This is a genomic window from Pseudomonadota bacterium (assembly GCA_018817425.1).
GTDB lineage: Bacteria > Desulfobacterota > Desulfobacteria > Desulfobacterales > RPRI01 > RPRI01.
In genome coordinates, this window is record JAHITX010000008.1 from 15,675 (window position 1) to 34,534 (window position 18,860).

Annotated in this window: 17 protein-coding genes; 4 read left to right on the forward strand and 13 right to left on the reverse strand. The window is 37.2% G+C overall.

Annotation, left to right across the window (positions count from 1 at the left end; translation table 11 throughout):
* Positions 1-2: 2 nt before the first annotated feature.
* The 6 genes from KKC46_02060 to KKC46_02085 all read right to left on the reverse strand — a co-directional run bounded on the left by KKC46_02060 (position 3) and on the right by KKC46_02085 (position 4,545).
* Positions 3-1,265: a restriction endonuclease subunit S gene (locus tag KKC46_02060; GenBank protein ID MBU1052595.1), complete on the reverse strand. Its 1,263-nt coding sequence runs from the start codon at positions 1,263-1,265 to the stop codon at positions 3-5.
* On the reverse strand, positions 1,240-2,067 hold the full coding sequence (locus KKC46_02065; GenBank protein ID MBU1052596.1) for a hypothetical protein: 828 nt from the start codon (positions 2,065-2,067) through the stop codon (positions 1,240-1,242). Before KKC46_02065 ends, KKC46_02060 begins: the two co-directional genes overlap by 26 nt.
* A 7-nt stretch (positions 2,068-2,074) precedes the next feature.
* A complete protein-coding gene (locus KKC46_02070) occupies positions 2,075-3,571 on the reverse strand; it encodes a type I restriction-modification system subunit M (protein MBU1052597.1) in 1,497 nt (498 codons plus the stop codon).
* 15 nt (positions 3,572-3,586) lie between these two features.
* Positions 3,587-3,889: a helix-hairpin-helix domain-containing protein gene (locus KKC46_02075; protein ID MBU1052598.1), complete on the reverse strand. Its 303-nt coding sequence runs from the start codon at positions 3,887-3,889 to the stop codon at positions 3,587-3,589.
* Positions 3,890-3,979: 90 nt separating this feature from the next.
* Positions 3,980-4,246, reverse strand: coding sequence for a BrnA antitoxin family protein (locus KKC46_02080; protein MBU1052599.1), 267 nt, complete (start codon positions 4,244-4,246; stop codon positions 3,980-3,982).
* Positions 4,243-4,545, reverse strand: coding sequence for a BrnT family toxin (locus KKC46_02085; GenBank protein ID MBU1052600.1), 303 nt, complete (start codon positions 4,543-4,545; stop codon positions 4,243-4,245). The genes KKC46_02080 and KKC46_02085 overlap by 4 nt, the downstream gene beginning before the upstream one ends.
* 396 nt (positions 4,546-4,941) lie before the next feature.
* On the opposite strand from KKC46_02085, the gene plsY reads away from it, so the two are divergent.
* Entirely contained in the window at positions 4,942-5,556 is a 615-nt protein-coding gene (gene plsY, locus KKC46_02090) for a glycerol-3-phosphate 1-O-acyltransferase PlsY (protein ID MBU1052601.1), read from the forward strand.
* Positions 5,557-5,566: 10 nt separating this feature from the next.
* Here plsY and KKC46_02095 read toward each other — a convergent pair whose 3' ends face one another.
* Complete coding sequence (locus KKC46_02095; protein ID MBU1052602.1) at positions 5,567-8,239, reverse strand: PAS domain S-box protein; 2,673 nt, start codon at positions 8,237-8,239, stop codon at positions 5,567-5,569.
* A gap of 449 nt (positions 8,240-8,688) precedes the next feature.
* Between KKC46_02095 and KKC46_02100 the strand changes: the two genes are divergently transcribed.
* Both KKC46_02100 and KKC46_02105 read left to right on the forward strand, forming a co-directional pair.
* Positions 8,689-9,291 carry a hypothetical protein gene (locus tag KKC46_02100; GenBank protein MBU1052603.1) on the forward strand — a complete coding sequence of 201 codons (603 nt, stop codon included), beginning with the start codon at positions 8,689-8,691 and terminating at the stop codon, positions 9,289-9,291.
* A 140-nt stretch (positions 9,292-9,431) separates the two neighbouring features.
* A complete protein-coding gene (locus KKC46_02105; GenBank protein MBU1052604.1) occupies positions 9,432-10,490 on the forward strand; it encodes a DUF1311 domain-containing protein in 1,059 nt (352 codons plus the stop codon).
* Positions 10,491-10,602: 112 nt separating this feature from the next.
* On the opposite strand, the gene KKC46_02110 is transcribed toward KKC46_02105, so the two are convergent.
* The 4 genes from KKC46_02110 to KKC46_02125 all read right to left on the reverse strand — a co-directional run bounded on the left by KKC46_02110 (position 10,603) and on the right by KKC46_02125 (position 15,393).
* Entirely contained in the window at positions 10,603-11,832 is a 1,230-nt protein-coding gene (locus KKC46_02110) for a D-alanyl-D-alanine carboxypeptidase (protein ID MBU1052605.1), read from the reverse strand.
* 82 nt (positions 11,833-11,914) lie between these two features.
* Positions 11,915-12,355, reverse strand: a complete 441-nt coding sequence (gene dtd, locus KKC46_02115; protein MBU1052606.1) for a D-tyrosyl-tRNA(Tyr) deacylase — start codon at positions 12,353-12,355, stop codon at positions 11,915-11,917.
* Between the two features lie 373 nt (positions 12,356-12,728).
* Positions 12,729-13,388 carry an isoprenoid biosynthesis glyoxalase ElbB gene (gene elbB, locus KKC46_02120; GenBank protein MBU1052607.1) on the reverse strand — a complete coding sequence of 220 codons (660 nt, stop codon included), beginning with the start codon at positions 13,386-13,388 and terminating at the stop codon, positions 12,729-12,731.
* Between the two features lie 22 nt (positions 13,389-13,410).
* Complete coding sequence (locus tag KKC46_02125; protein ID MBU1052608.1) at positions 13,411-15,393, reverse strand: (Fe-S)-binding protein; 1,983 nt, start codon at positions 15,391-15,393, stop codon at positions 13,411-13,413.
* 319 nt (positions 15,394-15,712) lie between these two features.
* Here KKC46_02125 and KKC46_02130 point away from each other — a divergent pair, with 319 nt between their 5' ends.
* Entirely contained in the window at positions 15,713-16,075 is a 363-nt protein-coding gene (locus KKC46_02130; GenBank protein MBU1052609.1) for a hypothetical protein, read from the forward strand.
* Here the strand turns inward: KKC46_02130 and ybeY are convergent.
* Together ybeY and KKC46_02140 are read right to left on the reverse strand one after the other, a co-directional pair.
* Positions 16,062-16,517 carry an rRNA maturation RNase YbeY gene (gene ybeY / locus KKC46_02135; GenBank protein ID MBU1052610.1) on the reverse strand — a complete coding sequence of 152 codons (456 nt, stop codon included), beginning with the start codon at positions 16,515-16,517 and terminating at the stop codon, positions 16,062-16,064. The two genes, KKC46_02130 and ybeY, sit on opposite strands and share 14 nt — an antisense overlap.
* Positions 16,417-18,810 (reverse strand): HDIG domain-containing protein, encoded by a 2,394-nt coding sequence (locus tag KKC46_02140; GenBank protein ID MBU1052611.1) that lies wholly within the window; start codon positions 18,808-18,810, stop codon positions 16,417-16,419. Before KKC46_02140 ends, ybeY begins: the two co-directional genes overlap by 101 nt.
* Between the last annotated feature and the right edge of the window lie 50 nt (positions 18,811-18,860).

Genomic DNA, 18,860 nt, shown 5'->3' on the forward strand with positions numbered 1-18,860 from the left:
ATCTACAATTCACCATTGAATGCTTTTTGCAATATGGATTTTTTCAACTCTTCCAGGTCTTCTGTTTTTTGCTGATAGATGGCTTCCAGTTTTTTTGTTTCGGCTGAAAGGGCATCTATTTTTTTGACGATGGTTTTTTGTTCTTTTAACGAAGGACAAGGAACAATCAAATTTTTCAAATCATTGATTGAAAGATTTGGCTGCATTAATGTATTAACATTCGCCAGTACATATTTTGCTACGCCGTCAGTTATTAGAAAATTGTATAAATATCTTTGATTTATCAATTTTTCATTTGGAACTAATGCTGCAACTCGTTGATTGATTAATGCTCCATCATAACTTTCAGGAACAATAGCAACTTTTAAACCGGCCGCAATAATTGTTCTTGTTAAAGCAATTACTATATTTCCTTCTCTAACTTGATAATCTTGAAAAGCATTTCTATATCTCTCGGGTAGATAATTATTATTTTCTTCAACAAATTCCTTTACACCAACATTTGTTATTTTTATTGATTTGATCGAATTTGCGGCATTGAAATCTTTACTCGCAAAAGCATATCCATTAACAACTTTAGTGATATCTTGTATTCTTTTCTCTTCCCAACCCTCACCTTTATTCTCAAACACCCCTTGCAAATAACTCTCAAAAAGTTCTTTGGCGTTTTTAAGGTTTTGTTCGGCATTGGCTTTTGCTTTGGCTATGGCGGCAAAGGCTTTGTCCAAAATGGCTACTATGCGTTTTTGCTCGGGGAGTGATTTTGGGAATGGTAATAGATAATTTTCAATAAATTCTTTTGAAACTCTTTTATGACCAACAGCACCAGTCATAAGTTTTTTGCCCTCATCTCTGAAAGCTTCTCTTGATAAAAAATAATATAAATAATCCTGAATTATTTCGCCCTTAGAACGAAAAACTATATATTCACTTGAACCAAATCCAATTCCATTAATCAGGTTTCTCGCAATACCGATTTTCCCATTTTCAAAACAAGGTGTAATCTTTGCTAACAAAACATCGTTATCAGCAAAGTAAGTATAACTGCCTGCTACATCTTTTAACTGTCTTTCTTTAACGCCAACGATTTCTTTATTTAAAACGCCTAAGTCTTCCATTGGCAAAAAAGTAACTAAGTCAGTACCTCTTAATTTAGCCTTTGCCTCTTTCTTTGGTGGTTTTATTTCGCAAACCTCCCCCAACTTCTTTATTTCCCAGCCATCAGGTAATTGAGAATTTTCAATTTTCAATTCTCCATTTTTCATTCTTCCCTGTCACAATTGGTTTTCCAGTCTGCTTTTCAATTTCCAATCGCGCTTTTTTAGCGGCTGTGCCACCTTTTCTGGCAATATCTTTATTTTCTTCCAAACCTTTGGGTTTCTTTTCTTTGGAGATTTCTGTGGTGGAGGCTTCGGCAAGCATGTTTAGAACCAGCTCTAAATTGGTCATGTTGTCGCGCAAATTTTCTTTTTTCAGCCCTTTAAGCTTTTTATAATCCTTTACAGTTCTATCAGCCCATGCTTTGGTTATTTCATTGGTTAAAATGGCATAATCCTCATTTTTTTTCATCCCCCGTTCCTGCCACTCATCAGTGAGTTCTTTTCTCACTTCAATACTTTTTAACCGTTGGTTAATCCATTCTTTGGAGTATCCCTTTTTCAGATATGTTTCCATAGCACGGTCAAAAGCCAGTTCGGGATCTTCGGTTTCTTCAATTCGTTGGTAGCCCACTCTTGCCAACCATAACTTAAACGGTTCAGCTTTTGGAGATGGAATCGATTGAATGAGGCGTAAAAGTTGTTCTGTATCGGCAACATCGGTTAGTCGCATTTTGCCATCGGCAGCTTGTATTTTCAACTGGTGACAATTTGTCACCGTTTCATTTCCTTCTTTTTTTAACCGCTCTTTGAGCTTATTCCAATACTTTCTTGCTGTCTGATAATTATTTTGTTCCGTTAAAATAGCAACAACGTCAACAATTGAAAAATACCAAAGCTCTTTTTCCTCATCCCACAGAGTTCTTACAGCTTGTTTTTGGAATAATTGAATCTTATTCGATTTATCCATTATTCTCCTAATTTTCAATTATCAATTGTAATTTATCCATTAATTTTGCGCTCTCTTTATCCAACGCCTTCATTTCTTTCAAAATCTCTTCCGGCTTTCGTAAAGGTGCTTCTTCAGGTGTATTTGGATTTTTAGCAGAAAGGTCAAAGGTGGTTTGGTCAATATCTTTTATATTTACAGTCCAGGAGTTTTCACTGTCGGGGCCGACCTGTGTGTCTGCCCATCTTTTTTGCAGTTCTACAAATTCAGCTAAATCTTTTTCATTTAGAGCATTTGTTTTACCAAGATTCCTATCCAGGTTCAGCTGGTAAAACCATGTTTTTTTAGTGGAGCTTCCTTTTTCAAAAAAGAGTACAACTGTTTTAACTCCTGCACCTGTGAATGTTCCACCCGGTAAATCCAACACCGTATGCAGGTTACAGCTGCTTAATAATTCTTTGCGCAGAGCAATAGAGGCATTATCAGTATTGCTTAAAAAGGTGTTTTTAATTACTACACCGGCTTTTCCGCCAGCTTTTAACATTTTAATAAAGTGCTGCAAAAACAGAGAAGCAGTTTCGCCTGTTTTTATGGGAAAGTTTTGCTGTACTTCGGCTCTCTCTTTTCCACCAAAAGGGGGATTTGCCAGAATCACATCAAAGCGATCTTTTTCCTGTATGTCGGCAAGGTTTTCGGCAAGGGTATTGGTATGGATAATATTGGGAGCTTCAACCCCGTGCAATATCATATTCATAATGCCAATAATGTAAGCCAAGGATTTTTTCTCTTTGCCGTAAAAGGTTTTTTTCTGCAATGTCTCAAAATCTTTTGTAGAAAGATTTTGGCGACCATGAAGGTCGCCCCTACGGGTTTTTAAATACTCAAAGGCTTCACACAGGAAACCCGCCGAACCAACCGCACCATCATAAATTGTATTACCAATTTCGGGAGCAACCACTTTAACAATGGTTTTAATCAGCGGACGGGGTGTGTAATATTCGCCACCATTACGCCCGGCATTTCCCATATTTTTAATTTTCGCTTCATACAGATGGCTCATCTCATGCTTTTCCTTGTGAGTCCTGAAACGAAGTTCGTCAACAAGGTTTACCACCTCACGGAGATTATAACCGCTTTGAATTCTGTTTTTCAGTTCACTGAATATCTCACCAATTTTGTATTCAATGGTATCTGCATGTTCCGCATTGGTTTTAATTTTTTTCAGATAGGGGAAAAGTTTACCGTTTACAAAGTCCACAAGGTCATCGCCGGTTAAAGCGTTGTGGTCAATTTTGCCATTTTCCAGTTTTGGAGCTGCCCATTTTGTCCATTGAAATTCGGGAGCAATAATATTGGTGTATGTCTTTCCTGTCAGTTCGGCTGCTGTAGCTTTGTCTTTTTCTAAATCATCCAGATATTTCAGAAACAACACCCAGGAGGTCTGCTCCACATAATCTAACTCACTACTGCACCCGGCATCTTTCCAGAGGGTATCGTCAATATTTTTAAAAGTCTGTTCAAACATTATGTTTTCCCACGTTTATTTTCTTGCTCTTTTTTGGTTTTTTCCAATATATATTTTTCGTTCATTGGTAAACGACCACCAGGGAAGGGGATTCCCACCTTCCATGAAGCGAACAGCCGATATAAACACATCAATAACACAGGGATCATGCAAATTGCCCGATACTGTGCATAATTTTTTGTATAGGTTATATGGGTCTTTACCGATTAATTTCCCTGGATGATCAATGCCAATCAACTGGAGATCATTCGCTATCGCTTTTCCTATATTTGGAAGATCAATAAGTCGGGATACTGTTGCTCTGTCTGGATTCTTCATTCGGGGTTTTCCTTATGACTGACGGCGGCTTCAGGGGCCGCGCTTCCCAACTGTTCCACTGAAAGCCAAGGTTTGTGCATTTGTAAATTATTAATGATGCAATTCAGAATCAATTCGCTCAGAAAGAAAGATCTTTAAAAGAGACTGGTAGGGAACATCCCGTTTATTAGCTAGTAATTTCAATTCTTCAATCATTGATTCAGGAAGGCGGATCGATATCGTTTTAGTTGAAGGTTTAAGCCGGGAAAAAATGGCTTCCTCCGCATCAGACCAGTCAATATATTCTGCCGAATCGTTATTTTGCCAAAAAAGGCGTTCTTCAGCTTCACTATTAAATTTAGGTATTTTCCTTTTCATTTTAGATACCTTTCTATTTCCGCTTTGGTCATATCCCGTGCGGAAATAATTCTGATTTTTTCATCTCGAACTGTGAATACGGCGAAAAGCAAACGGTTCATATTGGTACGACCGAGGGCGTAATAGTAATTTTCAAGCATAGAATGATCTTTGTCGCGTTTTACGATGATTGGTTTATTAAAAAAGATCTGTTCGCACTCCCCTGTTGAAACATCATGCCTTTCCCAATTCTTGGTAATATTCCCTTGGTTCCATTCAAAACCTATGCAATAAGATAATATTTTTGTCGGTTTAACCATGCGTTGTGTATACCATGAATATATACATTGCGTCAATAAACATATACCCCCCTTTTGGGAAACGTTTGAATAATGAGCCACTTTCAAAACGTTTCAGTTTGGTCAAGCTCAAGGCGGTGGAAAATTTCAACCACAGGAATACATTGAGTATTTCGAGGATTGAAATCTGAGCCCAACGCTTAAGATCGGCCAAAATGGGGCGTTTTGAAACTGGCTCTAATATATTGGCAATACCTATATGGTGTTATATACTTTGATTTTTTGATACCTATTCGTAAATAAGGAAGTAGTGTCATTTTTGTTCCCAAATTTCTTCAAGCATTATATATTAGGTAAAAGGAAAGCGGAACAAGCTTTACCATTGTTTTTTTGTGATTTTTCATTTAGATGAAAGTAATGGACACCGTTTATATTTTAAAACTTGCAGGGCTTATCATAGGAGCTTATATGCTCGGTTCCATTCCTTTCGGGTTAATTCTTGCAAACAAGTTTTCCTCAGTGGATATACGTACAAAAGGCAGCGGCAACATTGGTGCAACAAATGTAATGAGGGTTTCGGGAAAAACACTCGGAGTTTTGACTCTTGCCGGAGATCTGCTGAAGGGGGCATTTCCTGTATATCTTGCTTGCTGCGTTTTAGAATATGAAGGCTCATATGCTGAGCTTTATATATCTATTGTGATTATAGCCTCTTTTTTGGGACATCTTTATCCTATTTATCTGAAATTCAAAGACGGGGGAAAGGGTGTAGCTACTGCTGCCGGATGTTTTCTGATAACATCTCCGGTTGCTTTGCTTATTGCTATTACAGTATTTATATTTATTGTGATTTTTTACAGGCGTGTTGCTGCGGCCTCTTTATCAGCTTCTATGGTTCTTCCGTTTGCAATATGGTTTGAAGGGCATTCTTTTTTACTGACAGGTTGCGCTGTAATTATTTCCTTATTTATTTTTTATCGGCACAAAGACAATATCAAAAGGCTTTTATCCGGTACAGAGCCTTCAATATAACATGTTAGTTTTATTGTTTATCTGTTTTACCATCTATAATTTCTCGAATTTTATTTAATATATTTGTTAATCGATAGGGTTTTCCTACAAATCCTGCTGCCCCCGACTTTATTATTTCTTTTACTTTCCCATCATCAGAATAGCCGGTCACTATGATAACTTTAATATCAGGATCTATTTTTTTAAGTTCTTCAAAACACAGATATCCACCCATCCCCGGCATGCTGATATCAAGAATGACAAGATCAATGCTTTCTTTTTTTTCTTTATATATTTCTAATGCTTTTTCTCCGCTTTCAGCTAAATAGACAGAAAAGCCCTGCCTTTTAAGCAGCTCATTGCCGAGCCTTCGCAAAGGTTCTTCATCGTCAACCAGCAAAATAGTTTCATTATCAGAGTGTATTACTTTTTCTTCAAATTTTATAATATGCTGCTCAAAGGGTACACTCTTTATCGCAGGAAAATATATTGTAAAAACTGTTCCATAACCCGGGGTGCTGTAGCATTTAATATGGCCTTTATGGTTTTCGACAAGACCATAAACCATTGCCAGGCCAAGGCCGGTTCCATATTTGGGTCCCTTGGTTGTAAAAAATGGTTCAAATATATGTTTCTGTGTTTCCCCGTTCATGCCAATGCCGTTGTCAGATATACTCAGGGCAACATATTCTTTCTGATCTGATTCCAAAACTGTACAAATGCATATTTCATTCGAGCTTATGTTTCTGGTTTCAATCATAAGCTTGCCGCCATCAGGCATAGCATGTGCTGCATTCAATCCTATATTTATAATAATTTGCTCGATCTGAACCGGATCAGCATTGATAGGCTTAAGTTTTTCTGCCAGGGAAACTTCTATATTTATCATTTTAGGAATTGTTCTTGATAGAATATCAGAAATTTTATTTACTTCATTATTAAGATCTATTGCTTTAAGGTGGCTTTCGTTTTTGCGAGCGAAAATCAAAAGCTGCTTTGTAAGAGAACTTGCTTTTTGGGTTACTTCTTCAATAGCTTTCAAATCTTTAAATTCTTGATTATCGGATTTTTTATTAAGAAGGAGAATTTGAGTGTATCCTGAAATAGTTTGGAGAATATTATTAAAATCATGCGCCAAACCTCCGGCAAGCACTCCTATGGCCTCCATCTTCTGAGCCTGCAACAATTTTTGTTCCATTTCTTTAATTTCTTTAATATCCGTAATAACTGCTCTGGTTCCTTTAAATTCTCCATTCAATATAACAGGTGATACAGATATAAGCGCCGGTAGTTTTTTATCCGATTTAGTAATGATTGTAATTTCATGCTTTGAAGATTCACCAGTGACCAGCTTTCCCCATTTTTTCCTAAGTGAAAGACGGCTTTGCATATCCAATCTGTCATTTATTTTTATGGAAGAAAGTTCATCTTCACTAAATCCCGTCATCTCACATAGTTTTGGATTAACATAAGTGCAGCAACCTTTTTCATCGGTAATAGCTAATCCTTCATTCATTGATGTTACAAGGTCGCGGTACATCATTTCAGAGTTTTGCAGAGCTTCTTCTTTCTCCTTAAGCTCTGTCAGATCAGTTACAGTGATATTACTTCCTTTGTACAAGCCGTTTTCAATAATAGGGAATGCAGATAAAAGGCAGTGACGTTTTTGCCCGTTTTTTGTGAGAAATGTGAGTTCATATCGTGCAACTTTTCCTTTAGTCCGCCGATGATTTGCTTCTTTAATATATAGCTTATAATTTTTGTCATCCAGTATATCTTTGTCTCTCATACTCATAAGTTCTTCCAGAGTATATTCCAGCATTTTACAAAATTTAGGGTTTATAAAAATAAATTTATTTTTCTCATTGGTAATAACAAGGCCCTCATTCATATGAGTCACAAGATCAAGATACATTGTTTCAGAATTTAAGAGCAGGTCATCTTTTGCCTTGCTTTCGGGTATTATCATACCTTCAAATGAGACCCCTATTTTTGCACCGGAATTATCACTTAACGGAGTAAAAATAAACTGCGCCGTAGCTTTCAGATTATCACTTGTAGTAACTTTTACTTCTGCTTGGATTGTCTTACCCTGAAGGGCTGTATTTAAAGCTTTTTTTATTTTTTTTACAGACACTGATGAGGCAGTAAACCAGCTGCATTCCCAGAAAGGCAGGCCAATTACGTCTTCTTTTGAACATTTGAAGTAATCTAATATTTTTGTATTTACTATCTGAAGTTTTCCGTCAGTATCGATAATTCCGGTAAAATACGACACAGAGTTTATCAGCTTATACGATTTGTTAAGCTCATTTTCCGTTTTTTTAATGTGAGTTAAATCCTGCCCTTCGGCTACTAGATATTCAACTTTCTTTCCATCATAATCAAAGACAGGCCGAAAGCTTAACTGAAAAATAAAATTGTGAGAACCAAAACGTACAGACCTTTCGGAGATGACTGTTTCGCCTTTTTTCGCCTTTTCAATAGCATCTTCAACCCATTTTTTAGCAAGAGGATCATAAGACCACCAGTAGGAATCAGGGAAATATTTTCCTATGACATTGTCATAAGATGAACCGGATGTTTCGATTGCTGCCCGGTTGGCCATCAGAAGTGTTCCATCTGTGTCAAGCAGGCCGTTATATGTTTGAAGATTATCGATATAGTCCTTGATGCTAATAGCGGTACTGTATTTATCCTTCATTCAAGTCTCCACAATTTGGCGTTTCTCAGGACAAAACGTTCATTTTTTCATCAAGTTTTTTAGATAGATCTATTGGGCGCTTTTATCAGAATTACTATGTCAGGTCAAGTAATTAGAAAAATAATTATAGATACATATATATAATATAAGTGCAAAGGGAAGCAGGCTATTATAATTTGAGCAATTATTAATTCATAAACATATTTTTGACAATAAATATAAAAATGTATATATATCAACAGTTTTAATTTTATATAGTTATATTGGTTTCGTATCATTCTTTTCTTCATCAGTTTCCAGGGATCAGGGATCAGGGGTCGGGGGAAAGCGTATCATGAATACGGATAACAAATATTCCTGCCTTAAAAGTTATTTGCTCGACAATCATTGATTCAATATTTTCAAATATAGCTCACAAATCAAAGTAAACAGTAAAGGGAAAATAGAATATGAAAAGCATATTTAAAAGTACAAGATATGACTTTAATTCACCCAGGAGAGTATTTATTTTGCTCATTATAATTATAGTATTTTTTTTTGGCGTTGGCTGTTCGGAAAAATGGAAGGAAGAAGTGCAGTTGAGTGATGACCGGATCATAGTTGTTGAACGGGAAAGGTTGAGTGAAGGTGGTGGTGGTGAGTGGGCACATAACCGTAGCGGCACTAAACCCAAGGAATATCGCATTAGATTTATCCACCCGGATAAACCAGGGGAAATGATTGAGTGGCGAAGTACAAAAATATCTCCCGGTACATATCCAGAAAAACCTTTAATCCTTGATCTGGAATCAGGTAATCCTATTGTATATGCAATTGTGGCTATTAATGGAGTTTGTGAAGTTTATTCAAAGTATATTTACCGAAATGGCGCTTGGGTTGAGGAAGCACTTCCGGAGAAGTTTAAACAACGTACAACAAATCTGTTTCTTAGAGTTGGTGCAAATATGCAGAAGTATGTTGCTCTGGAAACAAAACGAAAGGTAAATGCGGATCTTGGTTACCGGCAATCAATCAGGCAAGTGGGGCCAAATCGCAAAGTGTGCAGTCCATAAAATAATTTGGACCATATATATATGTCTTATAAGGAGAATTGAACATATCCGCCTTAATAGTTATCTGGTCAACAATCATTGATTAAATATTTCCCAATATAGCTCACAATTCAGAGTTAACAGAAAAGGAAATTAAGAATATGAAAAGCATAATACACAGTTCAAGATATAATCCCAACCCACACATCTGTAATTTACTTCTGACTATAATATTATTGGTTATTATTTTTACTGTAGTACAAGCGAGTGGAGCTGAATATCCGAGTTTTGATTGCAGAAAAGCAAAAACATGTGTTGAGAAATTTATTTGCTCTCATGCAGAGATAGCCAAATTAGATATAAAAATGTCAGAAGAATACCGTCACCTTCTTTCCAAACTTCATGGCAAAGACAAAGAGCAGGTTAAGCAAAACCAGAGAAGATGGATTAAAGGTCGAGATGAGAGATGTGAGCCAGCACCCAAAATGATAGAAAAAGTAATCTATAAGAATATATTTACCGCTCTTTATATTGAACGAATTGAAGAATTCCAAGAGTGGGAAAAATACATTGATGGCAAAACTACAACCACATATGCCCCGTGGCACCCTACATGCTGGATGCGCCAACAACCGTTTGTTGGAAAGCCTTTTTGGTCTATTACAGGTACCGCGCCTGTATGCAGGGCATTTGAGCAGATACTAAATACCACCTGCGAAACACCTGATGAAATACATTGTAGTTTGACGCTTCCTGCGGATGAAAAACGTTTTCAGAAACTTAATTGGCAACATCTCGAATTTAAGGAATATAAGGATGTAATTGAAGAGATAATTCTTGATAAGGGGCGAAAATGGAATTGGAATCAAAAAAACCCTGAAGTAAAAAAAGCATTTGATGAGGGCAGGTTTGATATCAGTATTACTGCAGCTGATATCTTTGGTGGCAAAACGAAAAAAGTTGTGCGCATAAGCTGGAAAGAAGACTGTCCTGGAATATGCATGTACGGTGTAATAGATACTGAAACAAAACGAATTGATTGGCAGTATGAATCTGCATTGCTGCATCTGAATGCAAGTAAAGGTTCTGACATCATGCTTTACGAAGGTAAGGTTTACAAGTTTGGATGGCAACCAGGCTTTGACCTTCTCTTCATCTGGGATGAAAGAATTAGTAGCATATGTCAGTTTGAATATCTGAAAGGGAAAGGAGATAAATAATAATGGCAATTAAATATTTGCAACAATTGACTTCAACAGACTACGGGGCAATTGTGGTCACCCATTAAAGCAGGTTTCGGGGGAAGGCGAATCATGAATGCGTTCATAAAGCTTACCCGTCCAACAGAGAACGTAATCTTTTTGATATTTTTTCTGCGGATTTCCCTTTGGAATTAGTCAATATTACGAAAGTAAATAAGCGGCCTTTCGGGCCTTTGATATACCCGGATCTGGTGCTCACATCTTTAAGTGTGCCGGTTTTGAAATATTCATTTCCTTTATGCTTCATCAGGTGCATGTAAGGTTTAAATTCGGCGAGTATTTTTAAAAAGCTTTTTGCAGATATGCTGTTATTTCTTGAAATGCCTGACCCTTCGATAATTGAAAGATCGTCAATATTTAAAGTTTTTGTTGCATAATCTTTAATTGCAAAAACACCGTTTTCGAGTGTTCCGGGCTGGCCGTGCATTTTAGCGCCGATTGCAAGAACAAGCTGGTTTGCTATGAAATTGTTTGAGTAAAGCAGAAGTTTTGAAACACCATCTTTAATAGAAAAGGAAGAATAGTATTTTAATATAAGTTTGTCTGTTTTATCGCAAACAAGGCCTTTTCTTATTTGTCCTTTTGTTTTTATTCCTTTTCTTTCTAAAAACCATGAAATCAGGTGCCCGGTATAAAGAGTATTTTCATTATATTCCGATGAAAGTAGAATTCTTCCCTTTCTGATATCGGATTTTTTTATTAAATTTACGGCAAAAGGTAAAAGCGGTGTCTGGCTTTCGGCACTCACAAATTTGCCGTTTATAACATTGAAATTAACTGTATTGAAATTGGCGCAAAGGGCCCCGTTTGGCGAATCATAGGGCTGCGGTGATAATGCTACTGCCCCGGGAGGAATTGCGGAGCTAAAATATGAGTCATCAAGTACAATATCATTAATGTATTCAATTTTACTGCTTAGTTTTTCTGCTATATCGCTGATGTTTTCTGAAATTAATAGAGGGTCACCATAGCCTTTTACTTTAAGATTTGAATTATTGTCTATATAAAAATCGGTTTCAAATCTATAGTTATGTCCAAGGTAGTGAAAGGCTGCAAGAGATGTCAGAATTTTAAGAATAGATGCCGGAACAAGTCTTTTGCCGGAATTTTTTTCAAGAATTATTTTACCGGTTGAATCTGCAACAATAATCGCATCATCATTTCCAATAAGTTTTTTGATACCTGAAAAATTGTCTTGCGCATAAAGACATACGTTTAAGGTTGGAAAGTACAAAAGAAGAGAAATACATAATGAAAGAATAATATTTTTTGTTACACAATATTTTCTTTTGGAGTTCATAAGCTTTCTAAGTTATTTTGCCTGTGTAATGTTAGATGTTTACAATAGCTTATTGCCCACAACTCAATATCTTTGGTACACTTTATCTGCTTTCGACTATTAAAGTAACAGGTCCGTCATTAATAAGATGTACGTCCATCATAGCACGAAACTGACCGGTTTTAACCTCAACTCCATTATTCTTTACACTTGAGGCAAAGTATTCATAAATTTCATTTGCACTTTCAGGTTCGGCAGCATTTATGAATGAAGGACGCCTTCCTTTACGGCAGTCACCAAGAAGAGTAAACTGCGAAACCACAAGCATTTCACCTTTTGTATCAATAAGTGATCTGTTCATTTTGCCTTGTTCATCTTCAAAAATTCTTAAGTTTGATATTTTATCCGCTAAAAAATCGGCATCTTTTTTTGTATCGTCTTTAGCAACTCCGAGAAGAACCAGAAGACCTGCATCTATTTCGCTTATGGTTTTGCCGTTAACTTCAACAAAGCTTTTTTTTACTCTTTGTACAACTGCGCGCATAATAAAAAATTTCCATTATTGTGGAATATAATGATCCCTTAATTTGGAATCAAAAGATCAATTCGATTTATAAAGGTAAAATAATTCCCCCTTAATAAAGGGGGCCAGGGGGTTGTTTAGTTCTGAAGTTTTTTGAAATAGCTTTCATTTTAACAACCCCCTTTATCCCCCTTTTCTAAGGGGGAATCCGGAGGAACTCTTCCTCGATAAACCAATAAATACATACTCTCTTTGGTTTACCCATGCGGTTTCAGGTAAATACAAATACGTTTACCCTTATATAGTATAAAACGAAATAAGCGCTGATTGTTTTAAAATAAGGAAATTTAAACCAGCGCTTATGGGGAATATCTGTATATTTGTTTAATGAAAATCAGGCCATTTCAATTATCTTTTCAACAAGTTTTTCTATGCCTTTTGCTACATCCTTTATCCCGGGTCCAAGCATATAGGCAGGGGTGGTAACAACTTTATGCTTTTCATCCACGACAATTTGGTCAACCGGACATACTATATGATTAATGCCGATAGATTTTAAAGCGCTTATAACCCCTTCATCATTGCCTATCGTTAAAGAAACACCCTGATCCTTAAGCGCCATACCCAATGTAGCCGGTGCTATGCACAATGCGCCGATCGGTTTTTTTGCTGCTTTGATTTCTGAAATCAGTCGTAAAACATCATTATTTACCAAACCGCTTGTGCCTTTGGATGCAAATTCACTTAGATTTTTTGCAGCACCGAAACCGCCCGGAATAATCAGGGCGTCTATATCTGAAGCTTTGACGTCATTTATATTTTTTATTTCACCTCTTGCAATCCTCGCCGATTCGACAAGTACATTGCGGCTTTCATTTATTTCTTTCTGGGTCAGGTGATTTATTACATGTGCCTGGGAAATATCCGGAGCCATGCAAACCACTTTTGCACCTTTTTCGTCAAGATATAACAAGGTAAGTACTGCTTCATGAATTTCAGACCCGTCAAAAACCCCGCAGCCGGATAAAAGTACACCTATTCGTTTTTTATCCATTTTTACCTCCAGCCATATACTATTAGGTTATAAGATGGGATTCAACTATTTCTGCTATGTCAAATATTTTCTGCTCATCAGTAAATTGTTTCACCCCATCGGTTAACATCATAAGACAGAAAGGGCAGGCGGTAGCAATTTTTTGTGCTTTTGTATCAAAAGCTTCACCGGCTCTATTCTGATTGATTCTGGTTCCGGTTTCCTCGGCCCAGTAATTGCCGCCGCCGCCGCCGCAGCAAAAACTTGCCTTTTTATTTCTCGGCATTTCGGTAAGCTCTCCTATACTAGCTATAACTTCGCGCGGTTCATCTATGATACCGTTATGCCTTCCAAGATAGCAGGGATCATGATAGCAAATGGTTTCCGATGTTTTGGATAATTTTAGTTTGCCGGAACTTATCAGGTCTAAAATATACTTTGCGTGGGGAATAACATCAAAGTTACCGCCCAGCGCAGGGTAATGATGGGTGAAGCTGTTGTAACAGTGGGGACATAATGTTATAATTTTGTTAATTTCCATTTCTGCAAATTCTATGATATTCATCTGGGCAGTTTCATTAAAAAGGAGCTCATCTCCCATTTGCTTTGCCGGATCACCGGTGCAGCGAAACTCTTCGAGAACACCAAAATTTACATTTGCTGCCGTAAGAATATTTACCATGGATCTTGCAATCTTCTGGGCACGCTCTTCATAAGCTACTGAACACCCTATCCAAAGCAGGTATTCCGTTTCACCCGGAATAAATACAGGAACATCCATATCTTCCTGCCAATCTGTTGGGCCAAATCCGGTACCAAGAAACGGGTGGCCTCTGGTTTCCATGTTCTTCATTGCTTTGCCCATCAGATCAGGAGCAGCCGCTTCTTCCATTGTCAGATGGCGTCTCATTTCTATGATATCTCTAAGATGCTCATTCCCTACTGGACAAACATTTGCACATGCTCCGCAGGTGGTGCATTCCCACAACTCATCCTGAGTTATATTGTCTCCTATAAGCTCAACCCGCTCCATTTCTCTCCATTTCTCTTTGGGGGTTGAAAGAAGCTTATCTGCATTTGCAAACAGATTTTCTTTTATAGACAAGACAATTTCCCTGGGTGAAAGCACCTTGCCCGTGCTGTTTGCAGGGCACTGGTCCGTGCATCGTCCGCACTCGGTACATGTATAACCGTCAAAGAGTTGTTTCCATGTTAAATCCTCAACCTTAGAAACTCCCATGGCTCCAAGTTCTTCAGCTTCGAAATCAATATTGGGAAGTTCAACAAGAGGTGGCGGAAAATTTCTAAAAAAATTGGCCGGTATTGCTGAAAATACATGAAGATGTTTGCTGTTTGGAATGTAATCAAGAAAAAACATTAGTACAAGAAGATGCAACCACCAACAGACCTCAAACAACATATGATTCATGGCGCTTACGCCGGTTGCTTTAACGACAAAAGCGGTTATAGGCATCCAGGTGCTTGCGATAGCGGCAAATTCTACTTCATTTGGGTCAACCATGCGCAGTGAGTTGATTATAAGCAGAGTTAACATCAGAATACTAATACAACCCAAAATGAGATATGCTGTTAAGTGGTAATTGATCTGTGGGGGCTTCATTATAAATCGTCTCAATAAAGCCATCACTATTCCGACTAAAACTGAAAAGATAAAAATATCCTGGGAGAGCAGAAATAAATTGAAAGCAGGGGCGCCTAAAAAGGAAAAATCAAAACCAGGCACAAACCCACTTATAATAAACTCGATTTCTCCGGGCAAAAGGATCAAAAAACCTGCGATAATAAATATATGCATGATTCCGGCATAGGTATAATCGCCTTTTGATACTCTGAATTGCGAAAATTGTAAAATACTCTGCTTGATGGTGATCAATAAGCGCTCGCCAACTCTGTCAAATCTGTTTTCCGGTTTACCGAGCTTAAGAAGTTTTATAAGGTATAAAACACGATGAACAAAATATGCTACCGCGATAGTTAGAATAATTGCTACAAGCCAAGGTTTCATGAATATATCTCCTTCATTATAACTAATTTATATCTAAGATTTTTTTAATATCTGTGATAAACCAGAACGACCTTTTCGGACTTTTGGTCTAACATCTAAGCAAAGGATATGTCAATAAAAATGACGCCCTGGAAGCGGTAAGCCTTATTGGGATATAGTTTTTAACTATTGCATATAATCCGTTTTAATCAAATAAGAAGAGTTTTTATTGATAAAGTAATTATATTATGATAGGTGGCTGCAAAAACATATAATCATAATTTATATGCCTGCTCTATATTTGTAAGTTGGCAGATAAAAAATCAGCAGCGGAGAGAAAATGACTTCTGAAGGAGATATAATACTTATATATTTTGAAGGCAAACCGCTTACATTTGCGAGAATTGAAGAAATTCTACCGAATTCAAAGCCATCATGGTATCATGTTAAATTGCTGATGCTGCAAGTGCCTGTTCATGCCATAACATGGATACTAAGAGATTCTTATATAAATGGCGCTGAATTTACTATGAACGGAAAGAAGGTAAGAATCGAACATGTTGTGTGTCCTGATAGCCAACCCGATGATCAAATTAATCAAAAAGCTTCTCAAACCCAAAATAATGATACCGAAGCTTCTGAAAAAACAAAGACATTGGAAGGAGCAAAGGTTATTCCTTTTGCCAATATCAGGAAGAAGTAAAAGAAGTATTTTCAATCAGTTTTAAAAGTTCGGATGCTTTACTTTCCATTATTTCAGCTTCTGTGCCGTTTTTCTCATGGTCGTATCCAAAAAGGTGAAGAATTCCGTGTATCAAAAGCTCGGCAAACCGTATATTAAATCCGGTTCCCGAATCATTTCCTTCCCTTTCTGCTGTTTCAGCCGATATAACGACATCTCCAAGAAGATCATGGTTGTTTCCAAAAATATCACTGTCACGCATAGGAAAGGAAATTACATTGGTAGGCCCGATTCTTTGCAAATATTGGTTGTTTAATTTAGCAATCCCATCATCATCTTCAATGAGTATAGACAGTTCACTTTCAGGACAATCCAAGTCGTTTAATATGGCTTGAGCCGCTTTCCGTACTTTTATCTTCCTGATCTTGTACTTGTTTTGGTTGTTGCTTATCAGTACTCCCATTTTTTCCTTTTACATTGCCTGAAACGGTTGTTTCGGAATATTCGATGCGATGATGATGGATTCCGTTTAAAATCGTATTGAAGCTTTTAGCAATATTATGCAAATCTTTTAAAGTTAATTCGCAATTATCAAGCTGCCCGTCTGTAAAAATATTATTCATTAAATTCTGGACTAACCCCTGAATTCTTGCCGGTGTAGGATTTTCAAGGGTTCTTGAAGCCGATTCCGTAACATCGGCAAGCATGACAAGACCTGCTTCCTTTGTTTGGGGTTTTGGGCCTGGATATCGGAAGTCACTGATTTTAACTGTGCTTTCACCTTTTTGCTGTTTTGCCTTGTCATAAAAAAAGCGTATAAGGCTTTTCCCGTGATGCTGGCCGATTGTGTCAGCAATTTCTTTGCCAAGATTATATTTTTTTGCCATTTCAACCCCATCCTTTACATGAGCAACTAGTATAAGACTGGACATTGATGGCGAAAGCTTGTCATGCTTATTTACGCCGTCCGACTGGTTTTCAATAAAATATAGGGGTTTATTTAATTTGCCGATGTCATGATAATAACCACAAACCTTGGCAAGCAGAGGATTTGCCCCTATTTCCGATGCAGCAGCTTCTACCATTGAACCTATAATAACCGAATGATGATATGTTCCGGGGGCTTCAATCATAAGTCTTCTTAGAACAGGCTGATCAAGACTTGCGAGTTCCAGTAGTTTTATATCTGTAGAAAAGTTAAAAGTTACCTCTACCAGAGGGGTGAGGCCTGCAGTCACAACACCTGTTATCATACCTCCAAAAAATGCAAAAACCCAATTCCAGATTAATGTTATCCACGAAAACTCAGCTTCTGCGGCAGGATTATAAATAGTTATTACTGTGGTGAGCAGTATGTTAAAAACAGCAAGTTTTAAACCGGATTTAATAAAAACCTTGCGTTCTCTGCAATCTTGCATCCAATAGGCCGCCAATATTCCGCTCATCAGAAAGTAAAGCAGCATTTCAAAACGGTTTTGAAATACCATTGCAGTACAAATGGCTATAATAACGGCAAAAGCAACGGCTGTATTTAAGCCCATAAAGAGACAAATGAGCATTGCTCCGGCAGTAACCGGAATACAAAGTTGAACCGATGTGGCTCTGATCGAAAAAAGCTCGTTTAAGGAAAGGGATCTGGACAAAAATGATGATACTTCCGCCAGCAGAAAACACATAATTACTACGCTGGCAAGAAAAAGAAGTTTCTTATTATGGGCACCTATTGTACCCCTATCGTTATTTAAGCTAATCATATATGTTGTAACAAGCAGAATTAACATAATCATGGTAGCGCCGGTAATAGCTGCCGATATCCGCTTGTATCTTACCTTATCCGTGAGAGCTTTCAGCTTTATGAGCTGTACTTCCGAAACCTTCTCTCCTTCGCGTAAAAGCATTTCACCCGCTTTTACTCTGTATAGTACCGCACCCATTTCGGCTACAGCGGTTTTTGTTCTTTCTTCAGTCTCATTTCTGTTTAAGGTTATGTTAGGTTGAATCAACTGCATGACACAATATGTAACTGTCTCCCGCTTTCCCGAATGCAAGTCTTTTAATACAGGCTGTCCTACTACTTTTACTTTGCTTTTTGCCTCCTTAATGCTGTATATGGAATTCAATTCATAAGTTATAATCTCATCTTTTGTTTCTATATTTCTTAATATTATTCCCTGATCAATTACTTTAAGCAAAGAATCCTTATCGGCAACTATGGCGGTATCAAAAAATTTAGATATTATACCATTGATAGCATTTGGAATATCTTCGGAAAATTCACTCTTTTCAATTATACCAAAAACACTTTTAGGGACTAAAAAGCCTATTTTCTTTTCAAATTCTTTATGTATTCTCAAAGATCTTTCGGTGGGGGTTAGCTGCTGGGCATTTGTTCCAACATTTACAGAATTGAATTTACCCGCTATCAAATCATTTCTTATATCTGTAAAGGCCGTCTGAACACGCTGGGTTAATTTAGTTAAAAGCTTTGAATCAAAATCATATACAACCGGTACATTGCCTGCCACCATTTTTCTGTTCTTTTCAGTTGCAACTTTGTCTACAGCTAAAAAGTCTTCCGGAGCTTTTATGTCTCTATCGGCAATATCCCCTAAATCATATGTTTTAGTGATGGGCATAAAGTCTATATAAAGAGTAAGTGCAAATATGATAACAATACAGGCCAGAATCCACCATTTGATATTTTTGCTGGAATTAAATGACTTAATTATTGGTTCTTTTATTTTTATTAGTTTCATACCTCACCAGAGGCCATTTCTTATCAGCCTTTAGTCTGTTGATTTTTCAA